The organism is Streptomyces luteoverticillatus, from assembly GCF_003970715.1.
Taxonomy (GTDB): Bacteria; Actinomycetota; Actinomycetes; order Streptomycetales; family Streptomycetaceae; genus Streptomyces; species Streptomyces abikoensis.
In genome coordinates this window covers 4,525,858-4,551,517 of the sequence record NZ_CP034587.1, presented here as the reverse complement: position 1 = coordinate 4,551,517, position 25,660 = coordinate 4,525,858, and the positions used below count along the sequence as shown (strand labels likewise).

General features: G+C 71.9%; 25 protein-coding genes. 11 read left to right on the top strand and 14 right to left on the bottom strand.

Features of this window, described 5'->3' with window-relative positions:
- Nucleotides 1-27 precede the first annotated feature (27 nt).
- Nucleotides 28-978, bottom strand: coding sequence for a hypothetical protein (locus EKH77_RS20275; protein ID WP_126915753.1), 951 nt, complete (start codon nt 976-978; stop codon nt 28-30).
- 236 nt (nt 979-1,214) lie between these two features.
- Nucleotides 1,215-3,035, bottom strand: coding sequence for a phosphoenolpyruvate carboxykinase (GTP) (locus EKH77_RS20270; protein WP_126915752.1), 1,821 nt, complete (start codon nt 3,033-3,035; stop codon nt 1,215-1,217).
- A 273-nt stretch (nt 3,036-3,308) separates the two neighbouring features.
- On the opposite strand from EKH77_RS20270, the gene trhA reads away from it, so the two are divergent.
- Complete coding sequence (trhA, locus tag EKH77_RS20265) at nt 3,309-4,112, top strand: PAQR family membrane homeostasis protein TrhA (protein ID WP_126915751.1); 804 nt, start codon at nt 3,309-3,311, stop codon at nt 4,110-4,112.
- Here trhA and EKH77_RS20260 read toward each other — a convergent pair.
- On the bottom strand, nt 4,097-4,309 hold the full coding sequence (locus EKH77_RS20260; RefSeq protein ID WP_126915750.1) for a hypothetical protein: 213 nt from the start codon (nt 4,307-4,309) through the stop codon (nt 4,097-4,099). The two genes, trhA and EKH77_RS20260, sit on opposite strands and share 16 nt — an antisense overlap.
- A gap of 153 nt (nt 4,310-4,462) precedes the next feature.
- On the opposite strand from EKH77_RS20260, the gene EKH77_RS20255 reads away from it, so the two are divergent.
- Nucleotides 4,463-5,101, top strand: coding sequence for a TetR/AcrR family transcriptional regulator (locus tag EKH77_RS20255; RefSeq protein WP_126915749.1), 639 nt, complete (start codon nt 4,463-4,465; stop codon nt 5,099-5,101).
- Between the two features lie 111 nt (nt 5,102-5,212).
- Here the strand turns inward: EKH77_RS20255 and EKH77_RS20250 are convergent, their stop codons facing one another.
- The 3 genes from EKH77_RS20250 to mca all read right to left on the bottom strand — a co-directional run bounded on the left by EKH77_RS20250 (nt 5,213) and on the right by mca (nt 8,432).
- Nucleotides 5,213-7,246, bottom strand: a complete 2,034-nt coding sequence (locus tag EKH77_RS20250; protein ID WP_126915748.1) for a thioredoxin domain-containing protein — start codon at nt 7,244-7,246, stop codon at nt 5,213-5,215.
- Between the two features lie 111 nt (nt 7,247-7,357).
- Nucleotides 7,358-7,558 carry a hypothetical protein gene (locus EKH77_RS20245; RefSeq protein WP_126915747.1) on the bottom strand — a complete coding sequence of 67 codons (201 nt, stop codon included), beginning with the start codon at nt 7,556-7,558 and terminating at the stop codon, nt 7,358-7,360.
- 4 nt (nt 7,559-7,562) lie between these two features.
- Complete coding sequence (gene mca / locus EKH77_RS20240; protein WP_126915746.1) at nt 7,563-8,432, bottom strand: mycothiol conjugate amidase Mca; 870 nt, start codon at nt 8,430-8,432, stop codon at nt 7,563-7,565.
- A 122-nt stretch (nt 8,433-8,554) separates the two neighbouring features.
- Between mca and EKH77_RS20235 the strand changes: the two genes are divergently transcribed.
- Nucleotides 8,555-8,965 carry a DUF4307 domain-containing protein gene (locus tag EKH77_RS20235; RefSeq protein WP_126915745.1) on the top strand — a complete coding sequence of 137 codons (411 nt, stop codon included), beginning with the start codon at nt 8,555-8,557 and terminating at the stop codon, nt 8,963-8,965.
- Nucleotides 8,966-9,183: 218 nt separating this feature from the next.
- Complete coding sequence (greA, locus tag EKH77_RS20230; RefSeq protein ID WP_126915744.1) at nt 9,184-9,681, top strand: transcription elongation factor GreA; 498 nt, start codon at nt 9,184-9,186, stop codon at nt 9,679-9,681.
- Nucleotides 9,682-9,772: 91 nt separating this feature from the next.
- On the opposite strand, the gene EKH77_RS20225 is transcribed toward greA, so the two are convergent.
- The 3 genes from EKH77_RS20225 to ilvA form a co-directional block, all read right to left on the bottom strand.
- Nucleotides 9,773-10,636: an ABC transporter permease gene (locus EKH77_RS20225; protein ID WP_240667442.1), complete on the bottom strand. Its 864-nt coding sequence runs from the start codon at nt 10,634-10,636 to the stop codon at nt 9,773-9,775.
- Nucleotides 10,633-11,667: an ATP-binding cassette domain-containing protein gene (locus EKH77_RS20220; protein ID WP_126915743.1), complete on the bottom strand. Its 1,035-nt coding sequence runs from the start codon at nt 11,665-11,667 to the stop codon at nt 10,633-10,635. The genes EKH77_RS20225 and EKH77_RS20220 overlap by 4 nt, the downstream gene beginning before the upstream one ends.
- A gap of 137 nt (nt 11,668-11,804) precedes the next feature.
- Nucleotides 11,805-13,022 (bottom strand): threonine ammonia-lyase, encoded by a 1,218-nt coding sequence (gene ilvA, locus EKH77_RS20215; protein ID WP_126915742.1) that lies wholly within the window; start codon nt 13,020-13,022, stop codon nt 11,805-11,807.
- A 215-nt stretch (nt 13,023-13,237) separates the two neighbouring features.
- Between ilvA and EKH77_RS20210 the strand changes: the two genes are divergently transcribed.
- Together EKH77_RS20210 and EKH77_RS34760 are read left to right on the top strand one after the other, a co-directional pair.
- Complete coding sequence (locus EKH77_RS20210) at nt 13,238-13,741, top strand: MarR family winged helix-turn-helix transcriptional regulator (RefSeq protein WP_164737824.1); 504 nt, start codon at nt 13,238-13,240, stop codon at nt 13,739-13,741.
- A 45-nt stretch (nt 13,742-13,786) separates the two neighbouring features.
- Nucleotides 13,787-14,479 (top strand): sigma factor-like helix-turn-helix DNA-binding protein, encoded by a 693-nt coding sequence (locus tag EKH77_RS34760; protein ID WP_126915741.1) that lies wholly within the window; start codon nt 13,787-13,789, stop codon nt 14,477-14,479.
- Nucleotides 14,480-14,569: 90 nt separating this feature from the next.
- Here EKH77_RS34760 and EKH77_RS20200 read toward each other — a convergent pair whose 3' ends face one another.
- Complete coding sequence (locus EKH77_RS20200; RefSeq protein WP_126915740.1) at nt 14,570-15,715, bottom strand: cystathionine gamma-synthase; 1,146 nt, start codon at nt 15,713-15,715, stop codon at nt 14,570-14,572.
- A 143-nt stretch (nt 15,716-15,858) separates the two neighbouring features.
- Here EKH77_RS20200 and EKH77_RS20195 point away from each other — a divergent pair, with 143 nt between their 5' ends.
- The 4 genes from EKH77_RS20195 to msrA all read left to right on the top strand — a co-directional run bounded on the left by EKH77_RS20195 (nt 15,859) and on the right by msrA (nt 20,610).
- Nucleotides 15,859-16,944: a hypothetical protein gene (locus EKH77_RS20195; protein WP_126915739.1), complete on the top strand. Its 1,086-nt coding sequence runs from the start codon at nt 15,859-15,861 to the stop codon at nt 16,942-16,944.
- Between the two features lie 184 nt (nt 16,945-17,128).
- Entirely contained in the window at nt 17,129-18,757 is a 1,629-nt protein-coding gene (locus EKH77_RS20190) for a M48 family metalloprotease (RefSeq protein WP_126915738.1), read from the top strand.
- Between the two features lie 48 nt (nt 18,758-18,805).
- Nucleotides 18,806-19,867 (top strand): hypothetical protein, encoded by a 1,062-nt coding sequence (locus tag EKH77_RS20185; RefSeq protein WP_240667441.1) that lies wholly within the window; start codon nt 18,806-18,808, stop codon nt 19,865-19,867.
- 89 nt (nt 19,868-19,956) lie between these two features.
- Entirely contained in the window at nt 19,957-20,610 is a 654-nt protein-coding gene (msrA, locus tag EKH77_RS20180) for a peptide-methionine (S)-S-oxide reductase MsrA (RefSeq protein ID WP_126915737.1), read from the top strand.
- Between the two features lie 9 nt (nt 20,611-20,619).
- Here msrA and EKH77_RS20175 read toward each other — a convergent pair whose 3' ends face one another.
- The 4 genes from EKH77_RS20175 to EKH77_RS20160 form a co-directional block, all read right to left on the bottom strand.
- Nucleotides 20,620-21,684 carry a methyltransferase gene (locus EKH77_RS20175; protein WP_240667440.1) on the bottom strand — a complete coding sequence of 355 codons (1,065 nt, stop codon included), beginning with the start codon at nt 21,682-21,684 and terminating at the stop codon, nt 20,620-20,622.
- A gap of 140 nt (nt 21,685-21,824) precedes the next feature.
- Entirely contained in the window at nt 21,825-22,625 is an 801-nt protein-coding gene (locus EKH77_RS20170) for a trypsin-like peptidase domain-containing protein (RefSeq protein ID WP_126915736.1), read from the bottom strand.
- 196 nt (nt 22,626-22,821) lie between these two features.
- Nucleotides 22,822-24,159, bottom strand: coding sequence for a nucleotidyl transferase AbiEii/AbiGii toxin family protein (locus EKH77_RS20165; protein ID WP_126915735.1), 1,338 nt, complete (start codon nt 24,157-24,159; stop codon nt 22,822-22,824).
- A complete protein-coding gene (locus EKH77_RS20160) occupies nt 24,156-24,896 on the bottom strand; it encodes a hypothetical protein (protein ID WP_240667439.1) in 741 nt (246 codons plus the stop codon). Before EKH77_RS20160 ends, EKH77_RS20165 begins: the two co-directional genes overlap by 4 nt.
- 150 nt (nt 24,897-25,046) lie before the next feature.
- On the opposite strand from EKH77_RS20160, the gene EKH77_RS20155 reads away from it, so the two are divergent.
- A complete protein-coding gene (locus tag EKH77_RS20155) occupies nt 25,047-25,631 on the top strand; it encodes a Uma2 family endonuclease (RefSeq protein ID WP_126915734.1) in 585 nt (194 codons plus the stop codon).
- Nucleotides 25,632-25,660 lie beyond the last annotated feature (29 nt).

Genomic DNA, 25,660 nt, shown 5'->3' with positions numbered 1-25,660 from the left:
TTTCCAGAACAGGAAAGTCCCTCCGCCTCAGGCGCCGACGCTCAGTACCGTTCGCGCTGTCGCCGCGCCCCATGTGGCAGCGGAATGAGGCGTCTCCATCGCGGTCGTTGTGGCGGTTTCTGCTGCCTGTTCCCGGCGGCAGGCCGGGCACAAGGTCTCCTCTGCCACCGGGCGGAACAAGCGCGGCTGCACGTGCTCGCCCCGGCATTCGCGCATGCTCGCCACGCGCGGCTCGGCAGCGGGGGTTTCCTGGACCCGCTGCTCAGCGAACGACGGCATCGGCGGCAGCTTGCGCGTCAGGCGGTTGCGGGCGAGGGCCGCTGCCGAGTGGACGCGTTCGGGAAGTCCCGAGGTCAGCGCCTCACGCAGGTCGGTCAGCGAGGCGCCGCGCAGGAACCACTCGGCGGCCAGTGGGGCCAGTCCCGTCACCTCCCGCCCGGTCAGGCACAGTTGGCGCTCGCGGTGCGAGACGGAGGAGAGCGCCAGGGCGCCGCGCTCGATCAGCGGGGAGGACGGGGAGGGCTGGGAGGGAGGGTTCTGCGTGTTCCCTTCCGTGTTTTCTTGGGAACGGCCGACGGACCGGCCCTCCGGCTCGCCGGTGGCCGGTTCCACGGCCGTCGGTTCCACGGCCGTCGGCGGCTCGGCTGGACGGTCCCCGTCCCGTGCCACCAGCGCCTCCTCGGCGCTCAGCGGTACGTTCGAGACGAGCTGCCTGGTCGCCCAGCGGCCGTGCGGGCCCTGGCCGCGCCACTCGTGGACGTACCCCTCCGCGATCAGCTCCTGCTTCGCGCGCTGGAACGCCGTCTTCTTGATCCCCGCCCGCTTCGCCGTCTCCGACAACGGCTGGTCCACATCGCCGGGGAGCGAGAGCTGCCACATCAACAGGCGTACGGCCTCGGCCGACAGGCGCGGATGGCGGATGATGTCGTTCGACACCTGCGTGAAGAAACGTGCAGGAGGGATAGCATGCTTCTGCATTCGCGAGTCTCCTTGGGATAGCACCTCGCGGGTGTAGACCCCCTTCGCCGGGTGCAACCAGCGTTGGGGGTCGCTTCGTTCACTCTACGAAGCGACCCGATTACCGCGACCGTAGCGCATCCCCACACTCGGACGCGGACCTTCCGGTGGAACTCAGGCGGTCTGACGACACGGCTGCGCCCCGCCCGGAGAGAGCGGGGCACAGCCGTCGGAACGCAGGCGTCAGGGCGCGGGCGTCAGCCCAGTCGCTGGACCAGTGCCCGGTACTCGTCCCACAGTTCCTTCGGCGTGTGGTCGCCGAAGGTCTCCAGGTGCTGGGGCACCAGGGCCGCTTCCTCGCGCCAGACGTCCTTGTCGACCGTGAGGAGCAGGTCGAGGTCGGCGTCCGGGATGGTGAGGCCGTCCGTGTCGAGGGCGTCGCGCGTCGGGAGGATGCCGATGGGGGTCTCGACGCCGTCGGCCGTGCCGTCGAGGCGCTCGACGATCCACTTCAGGACGCGGCTGTTCTCGCCGAAGCCCGGCCAGACGAAGCGGCCGCCCGCGTCCTTGCGGAACCAGTTGACGTAGTAGATCTTGGGGAGCTTGGACTGGTCCTTGTCCTGGCCGACCTTGACCCAATGGCCCATGTAGTCGCCCATGTTGTAGCCGCAGAACGGCAGCATGGCGAACGGGTCGCGGCGCAGCTCCCCGACCTTGCCCTCGGCGGCCGCCGTCTTCTCGGAGGCGACGTTGGCGCCGAGGAAGACGCCGTGCTGCCAGTTGAAGGACTCGGTCACCAGCGGGACGGCCGTGGCGCGGCGGCCGCCGAAGAGGATGGCCGAGATCGGGACGCCCTTGGGGTCCTCCCACTCCGGGGCGATGATCGGGCACTGCGAGGCCGGGACGGTGAAGCGGGCGTTGGGGTGGGCGGCCGGGGTGTCCGAGGACGGGGTCCAGTCGTTGCCCTTCCAGTCGATCAGGTGGTCGGGGGCCTTCTCCGTCATGCCCTCCCACCACACGTCGTCGTCATCGGTGCGGGCGACGTTGGTGAAGACGGCGTTGCCCCAGAGGGTCTTCATGGCGTTGGCGTTGGTGTGCTCGCCGGTGCCGGGGGCGACGCCGAAGAAGCCGGCCTCGGGGTTGATGGCGTAGAGGCGGCCGTCCTCGCCGAAGCGCATCCAGGCGATGTCGTCGCCGATGGTCTCCACCGTCCAGCCGGAGACGGTGGGCTCCAGCATGGCGAGGTTGGTCTTGCCGCAGGCGGAGGGGAAGGCGGCGGCGACGTACTTCGGCTCGCCGTGCGGCGGGGTGAGCTTGAGGATGAGCATGTGCTCGGCGAGCCAGCCCTCGTCCCGGGCCATCACGGAGGCGATGCGCAGGGCGTAGCACTTCTTGCCCAGCAGGGCGTTGCCGCCGTAGCCGGAGCCGTAGGACCAGATCTCGCGGTCCTCGGGGAAGTGCGAGATGTATTTGGTGGAATTGCAGGGCCAGGGCACGTCCTGCTCGCCCTCGGCCAGCGGGGCGCCCAGGGTGTGGACGGCCTTGACGAAGAAGCCGTCGGTGCCGAGCTCGTCGAGGACGGCCTGGCCCATGCGGGTCATGGTGCGCATCGAGACGGCGACGTAGGCGGAGTCGGTGATCTCGACGCCGATCGCGGAGAGCGGCGAGCCGACGGGGCCCATGCAGAAGGGCACGACGTACATGGTGCGGCCGCGCATGGAGCCGCGGAAGATCCCCTGCTCACCGGAGAAGATCTCGCGCATCTCCGCCGGGGCCTTCCAGTGGTTGGTCGGGCCGGCGTCCTCCTCCTTCTCGGAGCAGATGAACGTACGGTCCTCGACGCGCGCCACGTCGCTGGGGTCGGAGGCGGCGTAGTAGGAGTTGGGGCGCTTGACCGGGTCGAGTTTCCGGAAGGTCCCCTTGGCGACGAGCTCCTCGCACAGGCGCTCGTACTCGGCCTCGGAACCGTCGCACCAGACCACCTGGTCCGGCTGGGTGAGGGCGGCGATCTCGTCGACCCAGGAGATCAGCTCCTGGTGGTTGGTGGGGGTGGTGGGAGCCGCACTGGTGCGCGCCACGATCGCTCCGTCCCGCCGGAACCCGCTGTCCGGCGTCAGATATTGAGGGTGGAACGGCCCATGGGCACCGGGGATCGCCGGTGCCGGACCGTCTCTGCACTTTGGTTGCCCCTTGGGGGCCGCGACCCAGACGCTTCGTGACCGCTCATCCGGTGCCGCCCGCACTCATTTGATCATCCGACTCATCATCCGATCTGTCCAGGGGGCGCCCCCGTGACCATCACCACCCGATACCCGCCCGTAACCTACGGTTGCGTAGGTAGCATGACGGCCATGACACCCGCGCCCGACACAGCGCCCTCTCCGTCCTCCGGTTCCTCCGGGGCGCCGCATGCCGCAATCCTGAACGCCAGTTCGTCCGATTCCGGTTCGCCGACCGCTTCGCCGGCCGCCGACGTCACCGACGTCACCGGAGCGGCCGCGGTCGTCACCGCGGCCACTCCGGTCAAGCCACGGCTGCGCGGCTGGCTGCACGCCGGGATGTTTCCCGCGGTGCTGATCTCCGGCGTCTTCCTCACCGCCCTGGCCGACAGCACCCGGGGCAGAATCGCCTGCGCGGTCTACGTCCTGACCGCCTGCCTGCTGTTCGGCATCAGCGCGCTCTACCACCGCGGCGACTGGAGCCCGCGCGCGGAGGCCGTGCTGCGCCGACTCGATCACGCCAATATCTTCCTGATCATCGCGGGTACCTACACCCCCCTGACCATGCTCCTCGTCCCCGGCGGCCGGGGACGGCTGCTGCTCTGGGCCGTATGGCTCGCGGCCGCCGCCGGAATCGCCTTCCGCGTCTTCTGGGTCGGCGCGCCGCGCTGGCTCTACACCCCCTGCTACATCGCGATGGGCTGGGCCGCCGTCTTCTTCCTGCCGGACTTCCTCCGCAAGGGCGGCATCGCCGTCCTCGTGCTGGTGATCGTCGGCGGCCTGCTCTACTCGGCGGGCGGCGTGATCTACGGGATCAAGCGCCCGAACCCCTCACCCCGCTGGTTCGGATTCCACGAGGTGTTCCACTCGCTCACGCTCGCCGCGTTCATCACCCACTACGTGGGCATCTCACTCGTGGCCTATTCGCACGCCTGAGCGTGCGCCTGAGCGCGCCTCCGAGCGCGCGCGACGCGCTCCACGGCCCCGCGCGGCGGCCGCGGCCTCGACGCCGCGGCCACCCGCCACGTCAGACCGGCCACGCCGGCCACGACCACGGCCAGGACGCCGACCTCCCCCACGAACACGTACCCGGTGACGCTCAACACGGCCACCAGCAAAGCGGCAACGGTCATGACATACCCCCTCCATCACCTTTTGGCTGACTGCCCGCTTGCCTGCCCCGCACACAGCGTCACACACCCCACTGACAATCAGCGTCCCGTCAAAGCCGGCCACTCCCGCGCTCGGTGTGGTCCGTGAAAAGACCGATGCCGGAGAATGCGGCCATGGCCACAGCCCACTCCTCCCCGCCCGCGGTGCCGACCGCGCCGCCGACCGCGCCCGTCCTCGGGCTGCGCGAGCGCAAGAAGATCCAGACCCGCCGGGCGATCCGGGGTGCCGCCTACCGGCTGTTCGAACGGCAGGGGTACGACGCCACGCCCGTCGACCAGATCGCCGAAGCCGCCGACGTCTCCACCAGCACGGTCTTCCGCTACTTCCCCACCAAGGAGGACATCGTCCTCACCGACGAGTACGACGCGGTGATGGAGGCCGCGATCCGCTCGCGCCCGGCGGACGAGCACCCCGTCGAGTCCATCCGGCACGGCGTCACCGGTGCCGTCCGCCAGCTCGTCGAACGCGACATCGCCGAACTACGCCAGCGCACCCGGCTCGTGCACGAGGTGCCCGCGCTGCGCGGCCGGACGGCGGAGGGCATGGCGGAATCGGCCCGCGTGCTCTGCGCCGTCCTGGCCGGGCGCACGGGGCGCCCGGCCGGCGACCTGGAGCTGCGGGTCGTGGTCGCCGCCGTCCTGGCGGCGATGCAGGAGGCGACTATGCACTGGGTCGAGCAGGGGCAGACGGATGACCTGCCGTCGCTGATCGACCGGGCGCTCGGGGTGCTCGTGCGGGGGCTGACACTGTGACGCGGTGAGCGCGCCGGGGTGGGTTCGGCACCGCCGGTCCGGTACATCGTGGCTGCTCGCCATCGCGGCGGGAGTGGGCCCCACTCCCGCCCTTTCACCGTTTCCCGGGGCTTACGCCCCGGACCCCAGCCGTCCCTCCAAACTCTCCGCGTCCGTCGTCGGGGCGTCGCACGTGAAGGCGCGGCATACGTACGCCGCCGGGCGGGCGTCCAGGAGGGTGCGGCCCGCGAGGAGGGGGATCTCCTCCGAGCCCGGTTCACCGACCGCGACGACCAGGCCCGGGGCCGTCGACAGCAGCGCGGTGCGGTGCAGCCGCGCCGTCGCCGGGTGGTCCGCCGGGCCCACGACGGCGACCTCGCGGGGCCCGTCCAGCAGCGCCTCGGCGACCGCCAGGCCCCAGCTGATGAAGCGCGGCGCCTTCGGCCCCAGCGCCGTCACCACGCCGAGCGCCTTCTCCGCCGCCTCCCGGTGCCGGGCGCTGCCCGTGTACGCGGCGTACGACAGGAGCGCCCCGGCCGCTGCCGTCCAGCCCGACGGCGTGGCGTTGTCGGTGGGGTCCTGCGGGCGGCGGATCAGCTTCTCGGCATCGTCGGCGGTGTCGAACAGCGCGCCGTCGGGCGTGGTGAAGCGGTCCAGGACGGTGCCCAGGAGCAGCCCGGCGAAGTCGATCCACACGCCCTCGCCCGTGACGCCGGCCAGCGCGAGGAAACCCTCGGCGACGTCCGCGTAGTCCTCCAGGACGCCCGCGTGGGTGCCGGGGGCGCCGTCCAGCGAGGTGCGGGCGAGCCGCCCGTGCCAGTCCATGTGGACGCGGACGATCAGGTCGGCGGTGTCCGTGGCGGCCTGGATCAGGTCGGGGCGGTCGAAGTAGGCGCCGGTCTCGGCGAGCGCGGCGATGGCCAGCCCGTTCCAGGCGGCAACGATCTTGTCGTCGCGGCCGGGCCGGGGCCGCCGGTCGCGGGCGGCCAGCAGCCGCGCCCGGACGGACGCGACCTTCCCCGCCTCCCACAGCCGCTCGGTGTCGGGGAGCTGGAGGACGGACGCGCCCTCCTCGAACGTGCCCTCCTCGGTGACGCCGAAGTGCTCCGCCGCGAGCGCCGCGTCCTCCTCGCCCAGCACCTCGCGCAACTGCGCGGGCGTCCAGACGTAGTACGCGCCCTCGACGTGCCGGCCGCTGCCGTCGTCGCTGTCGGCGTCCAGCGCGGAGGCGAAGCCGCCCTCGGCCGTGCGGAGTTCGCGGATCATGAAGTCCGCCGTCTCCAGGGCCACGCGCCGGGCGAGCTCCGAGCCGGTGGCCCGCCAGAGGTGGGCGTACGCCCGGCACAGCAGGGCGTTGTCGTAGAGCATCTTCTCGAAGTGCGGGACCGTCCACGTGGCGTCGACCGCGTAGCGGGCGAAGCCGCCGCCGAGCTGGTCGTAGATCCCGCCGCGGGCCATGGCCTCGCAGGTGGCCGTGGCCATCTCCAGGGCGGCCTCGGAGCCGGTGCGGACGTGGTGGCGCAGCAGGAACTCCAGCGTCATCGACGGCGGGAATTTAGGGGCGCCGCCGAAGCCGCCGCGCGTGGCGTCGAAGTCGCGGGTGAGGCCGAGGAGGGCGGCGTGGAGCTCCTCCGGGCCGGGGGGCCGGACGGCGTCCACGGCGAGGGAGCGCTCGGAGAGGTCGCGGACGATGCGCCGGGCGACCTGGCCCACCTCGTCGCGGCGATCGCTCCAGGCGGCCCGGACGCCCTCCAGGACCTGCCGGAAGCCGGGCATGCCGTGCCGGGGGTCGGGCGGGAAGTAGGTGCCGAAGTAGAAGGGCTCGGCGTCGGGGGTGAGGAAGACGGTCATGGGCCAGCCGCCGTGGCCGGTGGCGGCCTGGACGGCCTCCATGTAGACCGCGTCGACGTCCGGCCGCTCCTCGCGGTCGACCTTGACGGAGACGAAGTGCTCGTTGAGGTAGGCGGCCGTCGGTTCGTCCTCGAAGGATTCGTGCGCCATCACATGGCACCAGTGACAGCTCGAATACCCCACGCTCAGGAGCACGGGCACGCCTCGGCGCCGCGCCTCGGCGAAGGCCTCGGGCGACCAGGGCCACCAGTCGACGGGGTTGTCGGCGTGCTGGAGGAGGTAGGGGGACGTCTCGTGCGCCAGGCGATTGGGCATGGGCCCATCCTCGCGCACGGCGGGCTCCGGGGCGGGCTCCGGCGGCGCCGGACGAGCCGCGGGGGCCCGTCCGGTCATGTCACAACGGACACCGCCGCCACGCCGCCGCCGTCAGGCCGTCGTCTTGCCGGGCTCGACCGACGGGTCGGGCGCCTCCTCGAAGTCCACCCGCTTCATGTGCTTGTTCATGGACTTCATCAGAAACCACACGGCCCCGCCGATGACGGCGAAGACGATGAAGCCGAGGACTCCGGGGGTGACCTTGTTCTGGTCGAGATCCGCGGCGGCAAGCGTAAGGGCGCTCATCATCATGGGGTCAATTGTTGCGGATGCCCGCGAAGAGGTCGTCCTCGGGGAGGGAAGTGTCGACGAGAGACTTCGCCAGCTCGTACTCCTCGGTCGGCCAGACCTCGCGCTGGATGTCCATCGGCACCCGGAACCAGCCGCCGTCCGGGTCGATCTGCGTGGCGTGGGCGATCAGGGCCTTGTCGCGGATCTCGAAGAAGTCGGCGCACGGCACGAACGTGGTCAGGGTGCGCTCGCGGCCCATCTCGTCCCAGCGCTTGAGCCACTCGCCGTACGGGGACTCCAGGCCGCGCTCGATCAGCGCGTCGTGGAGGGCCTGGGTGCGCTGACGGTTGAAGCCCTGGTTGTAGTAGAGCTTCTGCGGCTGCCAGGGCTCGCCGGCCTCGGGGTAGCGCTCGGGGTCGCCCGCGGCGTCGAAGGCCACCATCGAGATCTTGTGGGTCATGATGTGGTCGGGGTGGGGGTAGCCGCCGTTCTCGTCGTACGTGGTGATCACGTGCGGACGGAACTCGCGGATCAGCTTCACCAGCCGGCCGGCCGCCTCCTCGACGTCCTGCAGCGCGAAGCAGCCCTCGGGCAGCGGCGGGAGCGGATCGCCCTCGGGGAGACCGGAGTCGACGAAGCCCAGCCACTCCTGCTTGACGCCGAGGATGTCGCGGGCCTCGGCCATCTCCTTGGCGCGGACCTCGTGGATGTTCTTCTCGATGTACGGGTCGCCCTGGAGCTTGGGGTTGAGGATGGAGCCGCGCTCACCACCCGTGCAGGTGGCGACCAGCACGTCCACCCCCTCGGACACGTACTTGGCCATCGTGGCCGCGCCCTTGCTCGACTCGTCGTCGGGGTGGGCGTGAACGGCCATCATTCGCAGCTGCTCAGTCAACGCTCGGTCCTCAGTCACTGGTCATGGCCCCTCCCATTGGACATCCGGGGCGCCTCCTATAGTGACCGAAGCGGGACGCGTTTCATTCCGCGTTCACAAATCGGCGCCCAGGAGGAACGATCATGGCTGCGGAGCGCGATGCCCTGCCCGAGGGCCGTTACGGCCGCTCGGCGGACGAGCGTGCCGACCGCAAGCTGAAGATCGTCGGGGCGGTGCTCGGCGCGGCGCTGCTCGGCTTCGTCGGCTGGGCCGGTGTGCACTACATCACCTCGTCGGAGGTGACCGGTCAGCTCACCCGGTCGAAGACGATGTCCGACACGACCGTGCAGGCGGTCGTGGAGGTGCGCAAGGAGAAGGACGCCGTCGCGGTGTGCACCCTGCGCTCGCTGGGCGCGGACGGCGCCGAGGTGGCCCGCAAGGACGTGACGTTCGACCGGCGCGAGGACCACTTCAGCCAGCTGGTGGAGATCCGGACGACGGCCCACGCCAGCGCCACGGAGCTGGAGGGCTGCCGGACCGCCTCGCGGGGCTGACACCGCCGGGCGTGCCGTCGAGTGTTACCCGGAGATACCGCGCTGACCTGCGTTAACAGGATTCTTGCGCGTTTTCTCCCGCTTACTCCTTCCCCCTTCGGGACGTAATTGTTAGGCTCGTGGTTTCGCCCCGCTTTGAAGGTGCACCCTTCTGAGTAGGGCGTTCATTTGTATCGAGATGCATCCCCAGCATTCCCCAGTACCGACGAGGAGCACCTGTGACCCAGACCAGCGACAACGTCACCTGGCTGACTCAGGAGGCGTACAACCAGCTCAAGGCCGAGCTGGAGTACCTGTCTGGTCCCGCTCGCACCGAGATCGCCGCGAAGATCGCGGCGGCCCGCGAGGAAGGTGACCTGCGAGAGAACGGCGGGTACCACGCGGCCAAGGAGGAGCAGGGCAAGCAGGAGCTCCGCGTCCGGCAGCTCACGCAGCTCCTCGAGTCCGCCAAGGTCGGCGAGGCCCCCGCCACGGACGGCGTGGTGGCCCCCGGCATGGTCGTCACCATCGCCTTCGACGGCGACCCGGAGGACACCCTCGACTTCCTGCTGGCCTCCCGCGAGTACGCCAGCTCGGATATCGAGACGTACTCCCCGCAGTCCCCGCTCGGCAGCGGCGTCAACGGCAAGAAGATCGGCGAGGACGCCCAGTACGAGCTGCCGAACGGCAAGAAGGCCATGGTCCGCATCCTGGAGGCCAAGCCCTACAGCGGCTGAGCGCCCCCGGAGCGATACGCCAGCGATACGCCGGAGCCCCGGACCCGTGCACGGGTCCGGGGCTCCGGCGTATCCCCATGTCCGAGGGTCGCTACGCCGTCGCCGAGCGGTACTTGCGCACCGAAAGCGCCCGGAAGACCGCGATGATCAGCAGTGACCAGAGCACCGACGCCCACACCGGGTGCTGCATCGGCCACGCGCCCGGCACCGGATAGCCCCGGGGCACGTTGCCGAACAGCTCCCGCGCCGCCTGCACGGTGGCGCTGAAGGGGTTCCACTCCGCGATGACGCGCAGCACGGTGGGCATATTGCCCGAGGGCACGAAGGCGTTGGAGATGAAGGTGAGCGGGAAGAGCCAGATCAGCCCGCCCGAGGTGGCCGCTTCAGGGGTTCTTACGGACAGCCCGATGAGCGCGCCGATCCAGGAGAACGCGTAGCCGAGCAGGAGCAGCAGGGCGAAGCCGCCGAGGGCTTTGAGGACGCCTTCGTGGATCCGCCAGCCGACGATGACCGCCACGATCGCCAGGACGACGAGGGTGAGGGCCGTCTGCACCAGGTCGGCGAGGGTGCGGCCGGTGAGCACCGCGCCCCGGGCCATGGGCAGGGAGCGGAAGCGGTCGATGAGGCCCTTGTGCATGTCGTCGGCGATGCCCGCGCCCGCGCCCGCCGTGGCGAAGGTGACGGTCTGGGCGAAGATGCCCGCCATCAGGTACTCGCGGTACGTGCTCGGGTCCGTGCTGCCGCCGACGGCGATCGAGCCGCCGAAGACGTAGCTGAACAGCACCACGAACATGATCGGCTGGACGAGGCCGAAGACGACGACCTCAGGGATCCGGATCATGCGGATCAGGTTCCGCTGGGCGACGACCAGGGAGTCGCGGACGGACTGGACGGCCGCCCCGCCGCGTGCCACGGGCACGGGCCGCCGGGGCAGGGTGGTACCGGTCACGGTCATGGCCCCGCCACCTCCTCCTTCAGCTCGACGGAACCGTCCGCGCCGGAACCGTCCGCGCCGGAAGCGGATCCGTCCGGGCCCGGTTCGTCGCTCGCGGCCGCGTGCCCGGTGAGCGAGATGAAGACGTCGTCGAGGGTCGGGCGGCGCAGGGCGATGTCGTCGATCTCGATGCCGCGCCCGTCCAGTTCCCGGATGACCTCGGCGAGCAGCTTGGCGCCACCGGAGACGGGGACGATGACCTTGCGGGTGTGTTCCTCGACGGTGGGCTCGCCCTTGCCGAAGGCGCGGATGACGCCGAGGGCGGGGGCGATGTGCTCGCGCTCGTGGACGACCAGCTCGACGCGCTCCCCGCCTGTGCGCGCCTTGAGCTGGTCGGAGGTGCCGCGGGCGATGACCCTGCCGTGGTCGATCACGCAGATGTCGTGGGCGAGGTGGTCGGCCTCTTCCAGGTACTGGGTGGTGAGCAGCAGGGTCGTTCCGCCGGCGACGAGTTCCTGGATGACCTCCCAGAGGGCCTGGCGGTTGCGGGGGTCCAGGCCGGTGGTGGGCTCGTCCATGAACATCACGGGCGGGCTGACGACCAGGGCGGCGGCGAGGTCGAGGCGGCGGCGCATGCCGCCGGAGTAGGTCTTGGCGGGCCGGTCGGCGGCCTCGGCGAGGTTGAAGCGCTCCAGCAGCTCGCCGGCGCGGGCCTTGGCGTCGCGTCCGCTGAGCTGGTAGAGCCGGCCGACCATCCGGAGGTTCTCACGGCCCGTCAGATATTCGTCGACGGCGGCGAATTGGCCGGACAGCCCGATGGCGTGCCGGACGTCGTTGGGTTTCCTCAGTACGTCGATGCCCGCCACCACGGCTTTACCGCGGTCGGGTTTGATCAGGGTGGTGAGCACGCGCACGGCGGTGGTCTTGCCGGCGCCATTGGGGCCGAGCAGTCCTAGAACGGACCCTTCCGGAACGTCGAGATCGACGCCGTTCAGAGCCGTGACGTCGCCGAAGGTCTTGACCAGGCCTTCGGCGTAAATAGCGCCTGGCATGGATGTACTCCCCGTTTGGGTGACGTAATAGTTGATTTTACGTTCATCGGTGGCGATCCGCCCTCTGAATGAATGCCACCGGATATGCGTGGTCCTTACTTCCGGATATCGGGGCGGCCGCCTATATCCGGGGACGGTCAGGGGGACAGCGGATAGCCCGCGGCGCGCAGGGCCTCGCGCACCTCCGCCCGGTGCTCCGGGCCCGCCGTCTCCAGGTGGATCTCGACCTCAGCCTCCGTCAGCCCCAGGTGGGGGTCGGTGCGTTCGTGGGCGACGTCGACGACGTTGGCGTTCGCGGCGGAGAGCACCTCCAGCAGCGCGGCGAGCGCCCCGGGGCGGTCCGGCAGCGGCATCCGCAGCGACAGGTAGCGGCCCTCGGCGGCCATACCGTGGCGCAGGACCCGCTGCAAGAGCAGCGGATCGACGTTGCCGCCCGACAGCACGGCCACCACCGGGCCCCGGTCCCGGAACGAGCCGGGGTCCGCCAGCAGCGCCGCCACCGGGCTCGCGCCCGCCGGCTCGACGACGAGCTTGGCCCGCTCCAGACAGAGCAGCAGGGCGGCGGCGATCCCGTCCTCGGAGACCGTGCGCACCTCGTCGACCAGCCGCGCCACGATCCCGAACGGCACCTCGCCGGGGCGGGCGACGTTGATGCCGTCCGCCATCGTCACCGGGTCCGCCACCGTCACCGGGTGGCCGGCGGCCAGCGACGGCGGGTACGCGGCGGCGCCCGCCGCCTGGACGCCCACGATCCGCACGTCCGGCCGCAGCGCCTTGACCGCCACCGCGATCCCGGCGATCAGCCCGCCCCCGCCGACCGCCGCGACGACGGTGCGCACCTCGGGGCACTGCTGCAGGATCTCCAGCCCCACGGTGCCCTGACCGGCCACGATGTCCGGGTGGTCGTAGGGGTGGACGAGGACCGCGCCCGTCCGCTCCGCCCACGCGCGGGCCGCGTCCAGCGCCTCGCCCAGGCCCTGGCCACAGGCGCGCACCTCGGCGCCGTACTCGCGGGTGGCGGCCATCTTCGGCAGCGGGGCGCCCTCCGGCATGAACACCGTCGACCGCACCCCCAGCAGGGACGCGGCCAGCGCGACGCCCTGCGCGTGGTTGCCGGCGCTGGCGGCGACGACGCCCGCCGCGCGCTGGGGAGGCGTCAGGGCGGCGATCCGCACATAGGCGCCGCGGATCTTGAACGAGCCGGTGCGCTGGAGGTTCTCGCACTTGAGGCGGACGGGCGTGCCGACGAGCCCGGACAGGTGGCGGCTGCTCTGCAGGGCGGTGACCCGGGCGACCCCCGACAGCGTCTCCCGCGCCCGGCGCACATCGCCGAGGGTCACCGGACGTGCGGCCATGTCCTCAGTATCGCGCCGCGGCGGAGGCGCCGACCGAGCGGATAAATGGGGCATACAGCAAGGACGTAAGGGGCGATACGGGCGGCGCATACATACATACCGACCGGTTTGCGGAGCACTGGTACAACAGCGTGCGGGGACGCGTACTCTGTCCCACATTCTCAGCGATTCCAGCTCCGCATCCCCTGCCCGCCGTACGAAGTGAGCCCCAGGCCATGCCCACCTCTCAGGACATGACGACCGACCTCGCCCCCGGTGTCCTCGACGCCCTCCAGCACCAGGTGGCCGTCTTCGCCCGCCGTGCCGAGCAGACCCGGCTCGGTGGCGTAGGCCGGGTCCACAACTCCATGGACCGCGCCGCCTACCTCCTGCTCAACCGCCTCGACCAGGAAGGCCCGATGGGCGTCAAGGCGCTCGCCGCGGGCATGGGCATCGACTCCTCGACCGTCACCCGCCAGGTGGCGCCGCTCGTCGACACCGGTCTGGTCAAGCGCACCTCGCACCCCGAGGACGGCCGCGCCGTCGTCCTTCAGCTCTCCCCGCGCGGCAAGGCCCGCCTGGAGGAGGTCCGCGCCTCCCGGCGCGAGCTGATGGCGCTGTGCACGGAGGGGTGGTCCGAGAACGAGCGGGACGTCTTCTGCACCCTGCTCACCCGCTTCAACACGGCCCTGTCCGACATCCACTTCACCCAGCCCCAGCAGGTTCCGCCGGCCTCTTGACCGGAGCCTCTTGACCGGACCGCGCCGCTGTCCTCTTCTGGAGGGGTGCGAGCCTCTTCTGGAGGGGCGCGAGAGCGGCAGGACGCCCGGGAGCGCCGCCGCGCCCGGGAGTTCGAAGCGTTCGCCGGCGGCGCGGGCGGCAGACTGCTGCGCACCGCGCTGCTGCTCACCGGCGACCGGGAAGCCGCCGAACGACTGCTGACCCGCGCCCTCGCCCACACGTACGCCGCCTGGGACGGCCTCGGCGGCGAGGACCCGTACGAACGCACCCGCCAGGAGCTCGTGGCGCGCTATGCCCGCTCGGGGAGGTGTCATCGCCGGGGTGACGGGGACGGTCCGCTGGCCCGGCTCACGTCGCGGGAGCGGCTGGTGGTCGTCCTGCGGCTGTACGAGGGGGTCGCCGAGGAACAGACGGCGGCGGCGCTCGGGGTATCCGTGGAGCGCGTGCGCGCTGTGCGCGCGGGCCGTCCTCACGGTGGCGGCGTGAGCGGCCAGGACCGCCGGGAGGCGGAGGTCCGGCGGCTGCTGGACGGGCCGCGTCCGGCCGTGCCGGCGGAGGTGGTGGCACGGGCCGCAGAGCGGGGGCGGCGGCTGGTGCGCAGGCGGCGGGTGGTTCGGGCCGTGGCCTGGGCAGCGCTTTTCCTCGCCGTGGTGGCGTTCGGGGTGTGGGCGGCGATGGCGGAACCGTGGCATCCGCCGGCGTCGGGGACGGCTCCGCCGCTGTGGGGCGGGGACTGAGACGGCCCCTGGGGGCTCCGCCCCGGACCCCCGCTCCTCAAACGCCGGAGGGGCTGAGTGCTCAGCCCCTCCGAAGAACGCCGAAGAACGTCAGCCGAGCGCCTGCGTCAGGTCGGCCAGCAGGTCGTCGGCCGACTCGATGCCGACCGAGGCGCGGACCAGGTCCGCCGGGACCTCCAGCTGGGAGCCGGCGACCGAGGCGTGTGTCATCCGGCCCGGGTGCTCGATCAGGGACTCGACACCGCCCAGGGACTCGCCCAGCGTGAAGAGCTTGGCGCGGTTGCAGACCTCGACGGCCGCCTCCTCGCCGCCCGCGACGCGGAAGGACACCATGCCGCCGAAGGCGCGCATCTGCTTGGCCGCGACCTCGTGCAGCGGGTGCTCGGGCAGGCCCGGGTAGTAGACCTGCGTCACCTTCGGGTGCGAGACGAGCAGGTCCACCACGCGCTCGGCGTTGGCCGTGTGGCGGTCCATGCGCACGGCGAGGGTCTTGATGCCGCGCAGCGTCAGCCAGGAGTCGAAGGGGCCGGCGACGGCGCCCATCGCGTTCTGGTGGTACGCGAGCTCCTCGCCCAGGCCGGTGTCCGCCGCGATCAGGGCGCCGCCGACGACGTCGGAGTGGCCGCCCATGTACTTGGTGGTGGAGTGGACGACGACGTCCGCACCCAGGGACAGCGGCTGCTGCAGGTAGGGGCTGGCGAAGGTGTTGTCGACGACGAGCTTGGCACCGGCCTCGTGGGCGACGCCCGCGACGGCGGCGATGTCGGTGATGCCGAGCAGGGGGTTGGACGGGGTCTCGACCCAGACCACCTTGGTCTCGGGCCGGATGGCCGCGCGCACGGCGTCCGGGCTGGAGGTGTCGGCGACCGACCACTCCACGCCCCAGCGGCTCACGACCTTGGCGAAGAGCCGGAACGTCCCGCCGTAGGCGTCGTTCGGGATGACCACGTGGTCACCCGGCGCGAGCAGCGTGCGCAGGAGGGTGTCCTCGGCGGCCAGGCCCGAGGCGAAGGCGAGGCCCCGGACGCCGCCCTCGAGGGCCGCCAGGTTCTCTTCCAGGGCCGTGCGCGTGGGGTTGGCGCTGCGGCTGTACTCGTAACCGCCGCGCAGACCGCCGACGCCGTCCTGCTTGTACGTGGACACTTGGTAGATGGGCGGTACGACGGCCCCGGTCAGCGGGTCCGCTTCCTGCCCGGCGTGGATCGCGAGGGTCTCGAAGCTGTGCTGGTCGCTCATTCATCCGAGAGTAGTGCCCGTTCGCCCGAACGCTCCTGTTCACTTGTAACCGGCAGATGAACGATTCGCCGGTTTGTCACGTTGTACCGTCGTCCGGCGTCATCCCTCAGCCCCTTCGGCCTCTTCGTTCCTCAGGACAGTCCATGGAGATTCTGCTCATCCTCCTCGCCGTCACCGTGATCTGCGGTGTCGTCGTGGCCCCCGCGATCCGGCGGTACCGGGCCGTGCGAGGCGTCGTCCAGGGCGCCGAGGCGGCCACGGACCCGACCGGCGCGCACGGCCTCGTCCCGCCCGAGCGGCTCGACGTACGGCTGCCCGGCCCCGACGAGGAGCTGCTGGCCGCCGTGGCGGAGGCCCGCCGCACCCAGGACTGGAAGCCGGCGGCCGATCTGCTGGCCCGGACGCCCGCCACGGGCGACGCCGAGCTGCGCTGGCAGCGGGTGCAGACGCTGGCCGGCGCGGCGGCCCAGGAGCTGGCCGAGGCGCCGGGCACGGGCGGGATGTGGCTGCGGCACTGGCGCGTGGTGGCGCCCAAGGACGCGGGCGGCGCGGCGGTGCAGGCGGAGTTCCTGGTCCAGCAGGCGATGCGGAACCCGTCCTCGCAGGACTTCCGGATGATCCTGGAGGAGGCGCGCACGGTCTGCGCCGAGGCGGCCCTGCTGGCGCCGGGCGACCCCGTCCCGTACATCGTCGAGCTGGGCGTGGCCCGGGGGATGGGCGCGAGCGAGGCGGAGTTCCAGTCCGTGTGGGAGACCGTGACCACGCGCGCGCCGGGCCACATGGGGGCGCACCTGAGCGCGCTGCGCTACTGGAGCGCGAAGTGGCACGGCTCCCGGGAACAGGCCGAGTCCTTCGCCAAGCGCGCGGCCTCCACCGCGCCGGAGGGCAGTCTGCTGCCCGCGCTGCCGCTGTTCGCGGTCTTCGACCACCTGCCCGACGTGCAGTTGGTACGCGGCCTGTTCCAGAGCGCGGTGGTCGGCGACGCGATCGAGGCCGCCCAGTACGCGGTGCACCACGCGCCGGAGAACCACCCGGTGCTGCCGCACGTCCGGCACCTGCTGGCGTGGTTCCTGGTGCGGGCCGAGCGTCACGCGGAGGCGCTGGAGCAGTTCCGGAAGGTCGACGGCCACATCGGGGCGCTCCCGTGGACGTACGAGCCGGACCCGGTGGCCGCGTACGCCGCGTACCGGGCGATGGCGGTGGCGGGGGCGGGCGCGGCGCAAGGGTGACCGGGGGAGCCGGGCGTGGCCGGGGGCGATACCGGGCGTGATCCGGCTTGTCCGACCTCTTCGGCTTGTCCGACCTCTTCGGCTTATTCGGCGTCCGGCGAAATTACGCCCACCCGCACCACAATCGCACATATGATCCCCTGGCTGTTGCTTCGCCGACTCCTCAGCTGGGGGACCTCGCCCTGTGGGCACCTCTCTGCGCGCCCTGCGGGCCCTCGCCCTGCTTGCCGGATTCCATCTGCTCACCCTGGCCGTGCTCGGCGCGCTCCTCGGCGCCGACGTCGCGGCCTGGCTCTGGGCGCCGACCGCCGTCGCGGTCGAGCTGACCGTCCTGTCCGCGCTGCTCGGAGTGCCTATCGTCCGGGCCACCCTCCTGCTCGGCAGGCCGGGGCACGCCGACGTCGTCGGACTGCCCGTCAGCGAGAGCGAGCAGCCCGGACTGTGGCGGACCGTACGCTCGCTGGCCGAGCGGGTCGGCACCCGCGCGCCCGACGCGATCCTGCTCACCGGGGACGCGAACGCGGGCGTCTCCGAGGACACCCGGCTGCTCGGGCTGTTGCCCGGCCCACGTCGGCTCTACATCGGCGTCCCGCTGCTGACCGGGCTCACCGAACCGCAGTTCCACGCCGTGCTCGCCCATGAACTCGCCCACTACTGCAACACCGACACCCGGCTCGCCGGCCTCACCCACCGCGGCCGCGACAGCGTGCTGCGGACCGCGGATGCCTTCCAGGAGCAGGAACGGAAGCGGCTCGACAGGAAACGCGCCCGCCGGGAGAAGGCCGCCGCCAAGGCGGTGGCCAAGGGCCGCGAGGGGAAGGAGGTGAACACCGGCCGGGCCGGGTTCACGTACCGGATCGCGGCCAAGCCCTTCCTCGCGTACGCCCGGTTCTACCTACGGGCCACCCACAGCGCCGCCCGGGCGCAGGAGCTCGCCGCCGACCGGACGGCGGCGCGGATCGCCGGCCGGGACGCCACCGCGTCGGCGCTCCGGGAGATCGCCGTGCTCGACGCGGTCCACGACTTCTATATGAGCCGCTACGCGACGATGGGCATCCCGGCGGGCCTCCTCCCGCCGCGCGGCGAGGTCTTCGGCGGCCTGCGCAGCCTGCTCACGGCCCCCGAGCGCCAGGAGAACCTGGCGGCACTGCGGAGCGAACCGCCCGCCGGCGTCCCCTCCCGGTACGACACCCACCCGGCGCCGGCCGACCGGATCCGCCTGGTCGAGGCACTGCCCGACGACGGCCGCGCGAACGCCCCGGCCGGGCCCGCGCTCGCGCTGCTGCGCGACGCCGAGCAGGTCCTGGCGGAGCTGGAGGCCGCCGTCCTCACCCCCGAGACCCTGGCCCTGGAACGGGCGGACTGGCCGGAGCTGACACACCGGACCGCGCACACGCTGACGGTGGAGGAGGCGCGCCCGCTGCGGGAGGCGCTGGCGGCGGCGGGCCTCCCAGTGTCCCCGGCGAGCCCCTCGGCAGACCTGGCGGCATTCCTCGGCGCGGTCGACGCGGGCGGGCTGTGGCGGATCGCCGACCACCTGCCCAAGTCACCGGAGGCCGCTCGGGCGCGGGGCAGGGCCGCCCGGGAGTTCCTGCGCCCCGCGCTGCACTCCGGGCTGTGCGACTTGACCGAACTGGCCCTGGCCGAAACGGCGGCGGCCCGCTGGGAGCTGTCCTGGGCGGAGCCGGCACGACTGCTGCTGCCGGGCGGCAGGGAGGCCGCCGAGGCGGTGGCGGCCGCGGTGCGGCCGGCCGTCGGGGACGTCCCCGACACGGCGCCGCTGCGCGAACTGCTGCGCTCGTCCACCGCCTGAACTCTTCGTCCCCTTTCCCTCTACCTCTCGATCGGATCCTCCTCAGGCATGTTGCTGTCTCTCATCATCATCGCGGTGTCCGTCTTCCTCTGGATCAGGAGGAAGCGGCGCGCGGCCGCGGCGCCGTCCGCCGCGCAACTCGCCGCCGCGGGCTGGCTGCCGCCGGAGCGGCAGAACACGGCGCGGTCCTTCGCGGACCCCGAGGCCGACGCCATCGAGGCCGCCCTCGCCCGGGGCGACTGGGAGCCCGCCGCCCGGGCGCTCGACGCCACGGGCAGCGACTGGGAACGACGTTCCGCGCTCGTCGGGATCATCGCCAACGCGGCGGCGAAGGACGACGCCTGGCTCCGCGCCTGGGAGGCCGCGCGCCCCGACGACCCGGGCGCGGCCGTCGTCAAGGCGGAAGCGAGGATCATCGTGGCTTGGGACATCCGTGGCACGGCCTGGGCCAAGGACACCACCGCCGAGCAGTTCAGGGGCTTCCACCGGGTGCTGGAGGAGGCCCGCGACGACCTCGACCGCGCCGGGTCCCTGGCCGCGCCGGAGGACCCCACTCCGTATCTCGCCCGGATCCCGCTGTACAAGGCCACGGGCGCGTCGCACGAGGAGATGCGGGAGCTGTGGGCCGAGATCACCTCGCGCGCGCCGTACCACTTCGACGCCCACGCGTCCGCTCTGTTGTTCTGGTACCCGAGGTGGCGCGGCTCCGAGGAGCTGGTCCGCGAGTTCGCGTGGGGGGCCGCGTGCACGGCCCCGCCCGGCAACCTGATGACCATGCTCCCGCTCCAGCACTGGCATGACCACCTCGACGCGGACGCCCCGGACGTCGCCTTCCGCTCGGTGGATCTCACGGCCATGGTCGACGCCGCGCTGATGGACGTGGCGGCCTGCCGTCCGGACCACCCCCGGCTGGCGGACGCGCGGCACCTGCTGGCGTACGTCCTGACCAAGCAGGAGCGCTACGCGGAGGCCGTGGAGCAGTTCCGGCGGGTGGACGGCTACGTGGCGGCCGAGCCGTGGACCCTCTACCCGACCAAGGAGGCGGAGGCGTTCTGCCTCTACCGCGACGCGGCGATCATCGGCTCCGGGGCCCTCAGGAACGGTCGCTGACGACCCGGCCCGGCCGGGGCCGGAATCCCCGGCCCCGGCCGTGCGTTCTCTCCTTCAGGACCGCTGGAGCCGAGGAGAGCGAGAACCGGATGTCCCCGAACCACCTGCCCACCCCCGAGCAGACCCTGCCCGGCCGCCCGGCCCCGGCCTTCCCCCTCCAGGAGCGCCACAGCGTCCTGGACACCCCGCTGGCCGCCCCCTACCCGGAGGGCCTGGCCGTGGCCGACTTCGGCCTGGGCTGCTTCTGGGGCGCGGAACGGAAGTTCTGGCAGACCGAGGGCGTCTGGACGACCCTGGCCGGCTACCAGGGCGGCACCACGCCGCACCCGACGTACGAGGAGGTGTGCAGCGGCCTGACGGGCCACACGGAGGTCGTCCGCGTCGTCTTCGACCCGTCCCGCGTCTCGTACGAATCCCTGCTCAAGCTCTTCTGGGAGTCCCACGACCCCACCCAGGGCAACCGCCAGGGCAACGACCGCGGCACCCAGTACCGCTCGGCGGTCTACACCCACTCCCCCGACCAGCAGTCCGCGGCCGAGGCCTCGCGCGAGGCGTACCAGTCGGTGCTCCGCGCGTCGGGCTACGGCGCCATCACCACGGAAATCCTCCCGGCGGCCCCCTTCTACTACGCGGAGGCCTACCACCAGCAGTACCTCTCGGACGCCAAGAACCCGACGGGCTACTGCGGCATCGGCGGCACGGGCGTCTCCTGCCCGGTAGGGATAGCGCCCGTCGGCGACTAGTCCAGGCGGCTAGTCCAGGGGTGCCGCTTCCGCTTCCACGATCGAGGCGAAGCCCGGGGTGGGGAGGGTGCGGACGTGGCGGAGGCCGGCGCGGGTGAAGAGGGTGGCCAGTTCGGCGGGGGTGCGGGTGCTGCCGCCGAGGGCCGTCAGCATCATGAGGTCGAGGTCCTTGCCCGGGTGGGGGGCGTTGCCCGGCGGCGGGGCGGCGTCGACGACCAGGACGCGGCCGCCCGGGGCGAGGGCCTGGCGGCAGGAGCGCAGGATGCGGACGCAGTCGTCGTCGCTCCAGTCGGGCAGGACGTGCTTGAGGAGGTGGACGTCGCCCTTCGGGACGGCGGTGAAGAAATCGCCGGGCTCGGCACGCCAGCGTCCCGTCAACTCGTCCGTGGCGAGGAGGGGTTCGCGCAGCGCCGGTGCCTGGTCGAAGAGGACGCCCGACAGGCCGGGGTGGCGCAGCAGGACGGACCGGAGCAGGCCGCCGCGGCCGCCGCCGACGTCCACGACCGTGCCGTGGTCCGGGAACGGGTACGCGGCGGCGACCACGTCGTCGAGGGGGCCGGAGAAGGCCGCCATGCCGGCGTCGAAGACCTCGCGGGCCGCGTCGTCGGTCCGGAGGTGCTCGAAGAAAGGGGTGCCGAAGACCCTGGGGAAGGCGGATTCGCCGGTGCGCACGGTCTCGGCGAGGTCGGCCGCGGGGCGCAGGAACATGTCGTCGGTGAGCAGGAGCACCGCGGCGTGCAGCGAGCCCGGTATGCCGGTGCGCAGGGCGGACGCGGCGGGGGTCAGTCCGAACGCGCCCGCCTCGTCCTCCTGGAAGACGCCGCGCGACGCCAGGAGCCGCAGCAGCCGGCGCAGTGTCGTGCCGTCGGTGCCGGTGGCATCGGCGAGTTCGGCGGGGGTGCGCGGCCCGTCGGCGAGGTGGTCGGCGAGCCGGAGGCGCGCGGCGGTCCGCAGGGCGGCGGAGTGGAGGAAACCGAAGGTCTCCTCCATCAGTCGCATGGCGCCTGAGGGGTCCAAGGGGGTTTCCGTGGCGGTTTCGGGGGCGGTCGAGTCACGGGTGGTGGTGGGGTCCATCGCGGTCTCCCTGGGCGGCGGTTCCGGTGGGTATCGGAGGATCACCACCCTTTCAGCCCCCGTCCCGGCCCCGGCTCCGCCGCTGTGTCGATCTCCGGTAGGACTTCCGCCCTAGGGCCGCCGTGTCCCGTTCGGTTGGCTCAGACCGCCAGGTGGAAGCCCGCGCCGACGCCGCCGTTGGCGTTCATCTCGGCGATGATGTCCAGGATCGCCGAACTGTGCTGCACGCCCCAGGCGTTGCCGACCAGCGTCTGGCCGCTGACCACGGGAGAGCCGGAGTCCCCGCCGTTGGTCCAGATCAGGTGGGTGAACCAGATGTCGTGGGTGCCCAGCTTGATGCCGCAGGTCAGGCCCGTGCGGTGGCCCTGCTTGCACATGCGGACGCCGTTGGGCGGCGGGGCGCCGATCGAGGAGATGGTCACGCCGCCGACGGTGGCGGTGGGGGCGACCCGCGACTCGTCCAGCTTGATGACGGCGTAGTCCAGGCCCTTGGGACCGGCGTTGAGCAGGTTGTTGGGGGTGCTGACGAAGGTGACCTCGCCGATGGCGCCCGTCTCCAGGTCCGCGCGGCTGGCGTTGAGGTCGGCGGGGGCGGCCGCGGTTCCGGCGGGCGAGGTGTCCCGGTAGACCTTCTCGCCGACGAGCTTGTTGCCCTTCTCGTCGATGAAGCAGTGGGCGTTGGTCAGGCCCACCAGGTTGCCCGCGTTGTCGCGGCCGACGGCGGTGAGGGTGCAGACGTAGAAGCTCTGGCGCTCCTCCGGGGTCGGGGTGATCCGGAAGATGATGCCGGTGCCACCGCCGATGGGTGTCAGCGGCCGTTCGGCCGCGGGGGCGGCGGCCGAGCCGGCGGCGGGGGTGGCGGCGGTGGCCGCCGGGACGGCGGTGAGGGTCAGGCCGGCCGTGAGAACGGCAAGGCCGAGGGCGCGTAACGCGCGCAGCATGCGATCACTCCTGTACAGGACGGGGACGGCCGGGGTGGGGACGACGGACGACGGCCCCGGCCGACTGCCGCAGCGGCAATCACGCACATCGAAGAACACGGATGCGGGTTTGTCACTAGGAGTCGAGTGAAGCTCGAGTACCACTTCACGGCCATTTCATTACCCCTGCGCTACCCCATCTCCTCAAGCCATCTCCTCAAGCCATCTCCTCCAGTCGCGCCGCGATATGGCGCGGATCGCCGTGGTAGTAGGAGATCGCGTCGCGGTCGCGGCCGGGGCGGGGGTCGCGGAGGGAGACGGCGATCTCCGCTGCCTCGCGGAGGGTGCACCGATCGCGTCCCAGCACTTCCCTCAACGCGATCAGCGAGCCGATGCTGGAAACCGTGCGCTCGGCGAACCACAGTGCGACGGCCTCCATGCCGCCCGCCGCGTGCTGCTCGCGCACGGTGCCGGTGAGGCCCTCGTAGGCGACGGCCAGCCGGGCGTACGCGCTCGCCTCGTCCGGCACATGGGTCCGGGACAGGGCGGCGGCGAAGCGCAGCAGGTAGCCGCCTCCGGTCTCCGTGTCGTCCGGGTAGTCCTTCTCGAACTCGGGCCAGTCGATCTCGCCCGCCTCCGCGAGGACGGACGGGATGTCGGACCACTCCCCCGCCGCCGAGAGGACGCGGTCCAGCAGCTCGTACGGCGCGGTGACGCTCTCCGCGAGGAGAACGGCGTCGTAGAGGTCCTTGGCCTCGGGGTGGGTGTCGCTCACCAGCCACATGACCTTCCACACGAGCGAGAGTTCCGGGCTCGCCGCCATGAGCTCGACCGGGCCGCGCGGGCTGTACGGGGCGCCGGCCAGGGGCGGGATCGCGGTGCGGACGGGCGGGGCGGGCAGCGGCTCGTTGAAGACGAAATCGAGCTGGACCGTGCCGGGCGGGACGCCGTCCGGCACGGTGCCCGTGCCCGTGCCCGTCCAGGGCAGGACGAGCCGGCGGCCCGGCACGCGGTCGTACGTCCAGATCTCGTCGCTGACCGCGCCCGCCGCGTCGAAGCGGACGGGGCCGCCGGACGCCCGCGCGGCGGCCTCGGCGGCGCGGGCTATGCCGTCGAGCATGGCGTCCGTGCGCTCGTCCTCCAGCCGCCAGGTGTCGGGGACGACGACGAAGTCCAGGTCACCGGGCTCGCGGGCCGCGTCGCCGAACCACGCCTTGAGTAGCACGCTGCCGCGCAGCACCAGGTGCCCGGCCCACGGGGAGCCCGCGACCGCCGCGAGCACGTGGTCGAGGGCGTGACGCCGGGCCGCGAACCACGCCTCGCCCCGGTCCGGGTCCGCGAACCGGGGTTCGCTCAGCCGCATGCCGAGGAGGTGGTGGTTGGCCGCCGGGTCGTACACGGGCAGCTGTACGACGCCCTCGCCGGGCACCGGGCGCAGCGTCGCCGGCAGGTCCATCTTCTGCCGCGTGGCCTCGTCGGGCGGGAGCTGCGGGACGACCGTCGTCGCCTCCCACGGTCCGTACGGGAAGTCTTCCCACGGTGTCGTCGTCGTCATCGGTTCACGTCCTCGGTGGTGGTCGTTTCCTCGGGCGTCTCATCGGACGTCTCGTCGGACGTCTCTTCGTCGATCCAGCCGTCGTCGACCGTCTCGTCACTGTCGTGCACGACGAACTCCCGTTCGCTGGAGGCGATGTCGTACCCGGCGTCCCGCAGGGCCGTCAGGAGCGCGTCCAGCCGTCGCTCCGCCGTCGGGCGGCCCACGAGGCGGCAGCGCTGCGTGACGAACCGCTCGGCGCGGCCGTCCGCGCGCACCCGGCGGGCGTTGCGCGACAGGTGCGCGGCGTGGGCCTCGGCGAGCGCCGTGAGGGCGGAGGTGTCGGTGCCGGAGGTGAGCAGGAGTTTCACGTGGTGCTCGAAGTAGTACCGCGCCCCGAGGGCCGCCGCCTCCGCGTCGGTGCGGGGTACGCCCTCCGCCCACGGGGTCGCCTCGATCTTCGTCCGGACGACCGCGAACCCGGCCCCCCGCACCCCGCGCGCCGCGGCCTCCACGGCCTCCCGCACCACGGGCAGCCGCCCGGAGCCGCGCAGGGTGAGCATCGGCTGGCTGGGCGTCCGGCCCCGGTCCAGCACGATGTGCGCGCACTTCATGCCGTGACCGGCCGCGTACCGTTCGAGCGCGTCCACGGTCGCGGGCCCGTCATCGGCGCGCACGGTGAGGTGGGCCTCGAAGTCACCGGCGAAGTGGGCTGTGGTGAAGCGAGCTGTGGTGGTTGCGGTGGTGCTGGGTATCACCGGGGGATGATCTCAGGGCATGACCTCGTAGGTCATCGACGCCCCATGCGAAGGATGCGAAGAACGCGGTGTCTCCGGCCACGGAGATAGCATGATTCAGGTGTCTCCGGCCGACCCTCAGGGCCGCTGCAGCAGAGAGGAGCGAACGTCATGACGATCGCCCCGGACCACGTCGGGCACGATGGCCTCCACTACCAGGCGATGCGAGACGTCGTCGAGCAGATACAGGAGAGTGTGCCCGGCAAGCTGGAGATCACGAGGGAAGGGATCGTTCACGACATGATGTCGCCCGGAAAGCCGCACGAGCTGACAGCGTTCCGCATCAGCCGTCGGCTGGAGAAGGTCATGCCGGACGGCATGGCAGCTCCCACCGGGACGCCCGATGTGGAGGGCGTGAACGAAGGCATCTTGCGTCACCCGGACGTCATGGTGATCCGGGAAGAGGACATGGAGGGCGAAGGGTCCTTCGACCCGCGCACCGTCGTCGCCGCCATCGAGGTCGTCTCCCGGTCCAACCCGGACAACGACTGGGTGGGCAAGATGCGGGACTATCCCCTGCTCGGAATCCCGGTATACGCCATCTTCGATCCGCGCAAGGGCGAAGGAGCCGTCTTCTCCGGTATCCACAAGACTCCGTCCGGGCCTCGCTACGCGATGCGGAAGGACTTCGTCTACGGGGAGGACGTCACGATCGGCGACTGGACCATCTCCACGGAGAACCTGCCGCGTTACTAGCCTCGCGGCGCCGCTCCGGCACGTGATTC

Excerpts from the sequence above, each read along its gene's own strand:
- ilvA (WP_126915742.1), bottom strand. The coding sequence starts at position 13,022 with ATGGCCGCACGTCCGGTGACCCTCGGCGATGTGCGCCGGGCGCGGGAG.
- msrA (WP_126915737.1), top strand. The coding sequence starts at position 19,957 with ATGTCCCCGAACCACCTGCCCACCCCCGAGCAGACCCTGCCCGGCCGC.
- EKH77_RS20275 (WP_126915753.1), bottom strand. The coding sequence starts at position 978 with ATGCAGAAGCATGCTATCCCTCCTGCACGTTTCTTCACGCAGGTGTCG.
- EKH77_RS20220 (WP_126915743.1), bottom strand. The coding sequence starts at position 11,667 with ATGCCAGGCGCTATTTACGCCGAAGGCCTGGTCAAGACCTTCGGCGAC.
- EKH77_RS20245 (WP_126915747.1), bottom strand. The coding sequence starts at position 7,558 with ATGATGATGAGCGCCCTTACGCTTGCCGCCGCGGATCTCGACCAGAAC.
- EKH77_RS20255 (WP_126915749.1), top strand. The coding sequence starts at position 4,463 with ATGGCCACAGCCCACTCCTCCCCGCCCGCGGTGCCGACCGCGCCGCCG.
- EKH77_RS20235 (WP_126915745.1), top strand. The coding sequence starts at position 8,555 with ATGGCTGCGGAGCGCGATGCCCTGCCCGAGGGCCGTTACGGCCGCTCG.
- EKH77_RS20185 (WP_240667441.1), top strand. The coding sequence starts at position 18,806 with ATGTTGCTGTCTCTCATCATCATCGCGGTGTCCGTCTTCCTCTGGATC.
- EKH77_RS20155 (WP_126915734.1), top strand. The coding sequence starts at position 25,047 with ATGACGATCGCCCCGGACCACGTCGGGCACGATGGCCTCCACTACCAG.
- EKH77_RS20260 (WP_126915750.1), bottom strand. The coding sequence starts at position 4,309 with ATGACCGTTGCCGCTTTGCTGGTGGCCGTGTTGAGCGTCACCGGGTAC.
- EKH77_RS20170 (WP_126915736.1), bottom strand. The coding sequence starts at position 22,625 with ATGCTGCGCGCGTTACGCGCCCTCGGCCTTGCCGTTCTCACGGCCGGC.
- EKH77_RS20200 (WP_126915740.1), bottom strand. The coding sequence starts at position 15,715 with ATGAGCGACCAGCACAGCTTCGAGACCCTCGCGATCCACGCCGGGCAG.
- EKH77_RS20175 (WP_240667440.1), bottom strand. The coding sequence starts at position 21,684 with ATGGACCCCACCACCACCCGTGACTCGACCGCCCCCGAAACCGCCACG.
- EKH77_RS20165 (WP_126915735.1), bottom strand. The coding sequence starts at position 24,159 with ATGACGACGACGACACCGTGGGAAGACTTCCCGTACGGACCGTGGGAG.
- trhA (WP_126915751.1), top strand. The coding sequence starts at position 3,309 with ATGACACCCGCGCCCGACACAGCGCCCTCTCCGTCCTCCGGTTCCTCC.
- EKH77_RS20195 (WP_126915739.1), top strand. The coding sequence starts at position 15,859 with ATGGAGATTCTGCTCATCCTCCTCGCCGTCACCGTGATCTGCGGTGTC.
- EKH77_RS20225 (WP_240667442.1), bottom strand. The coding sequence starts at position 10,636 with ATGACCGTGACCGGTACCACCCTGCCCCGGCGGCCCGTGCCCGTGGCA.
- EKH77_RS20250 (WP_126915748.1), bottom strand. The coding sequence starts at position 7,246 with ATGCCCAATCGCCTGGCGCACGAGACGTCCCCCTACCTCCTCCAGCAC.
- EKH77_RS20210 (WP_164737824.1), top strand. The coding sequence starts at position 13,238 with ATGCCCACCTCTCAGGACATGACGACCGACCTCGCCCCCGGTGTCCTC.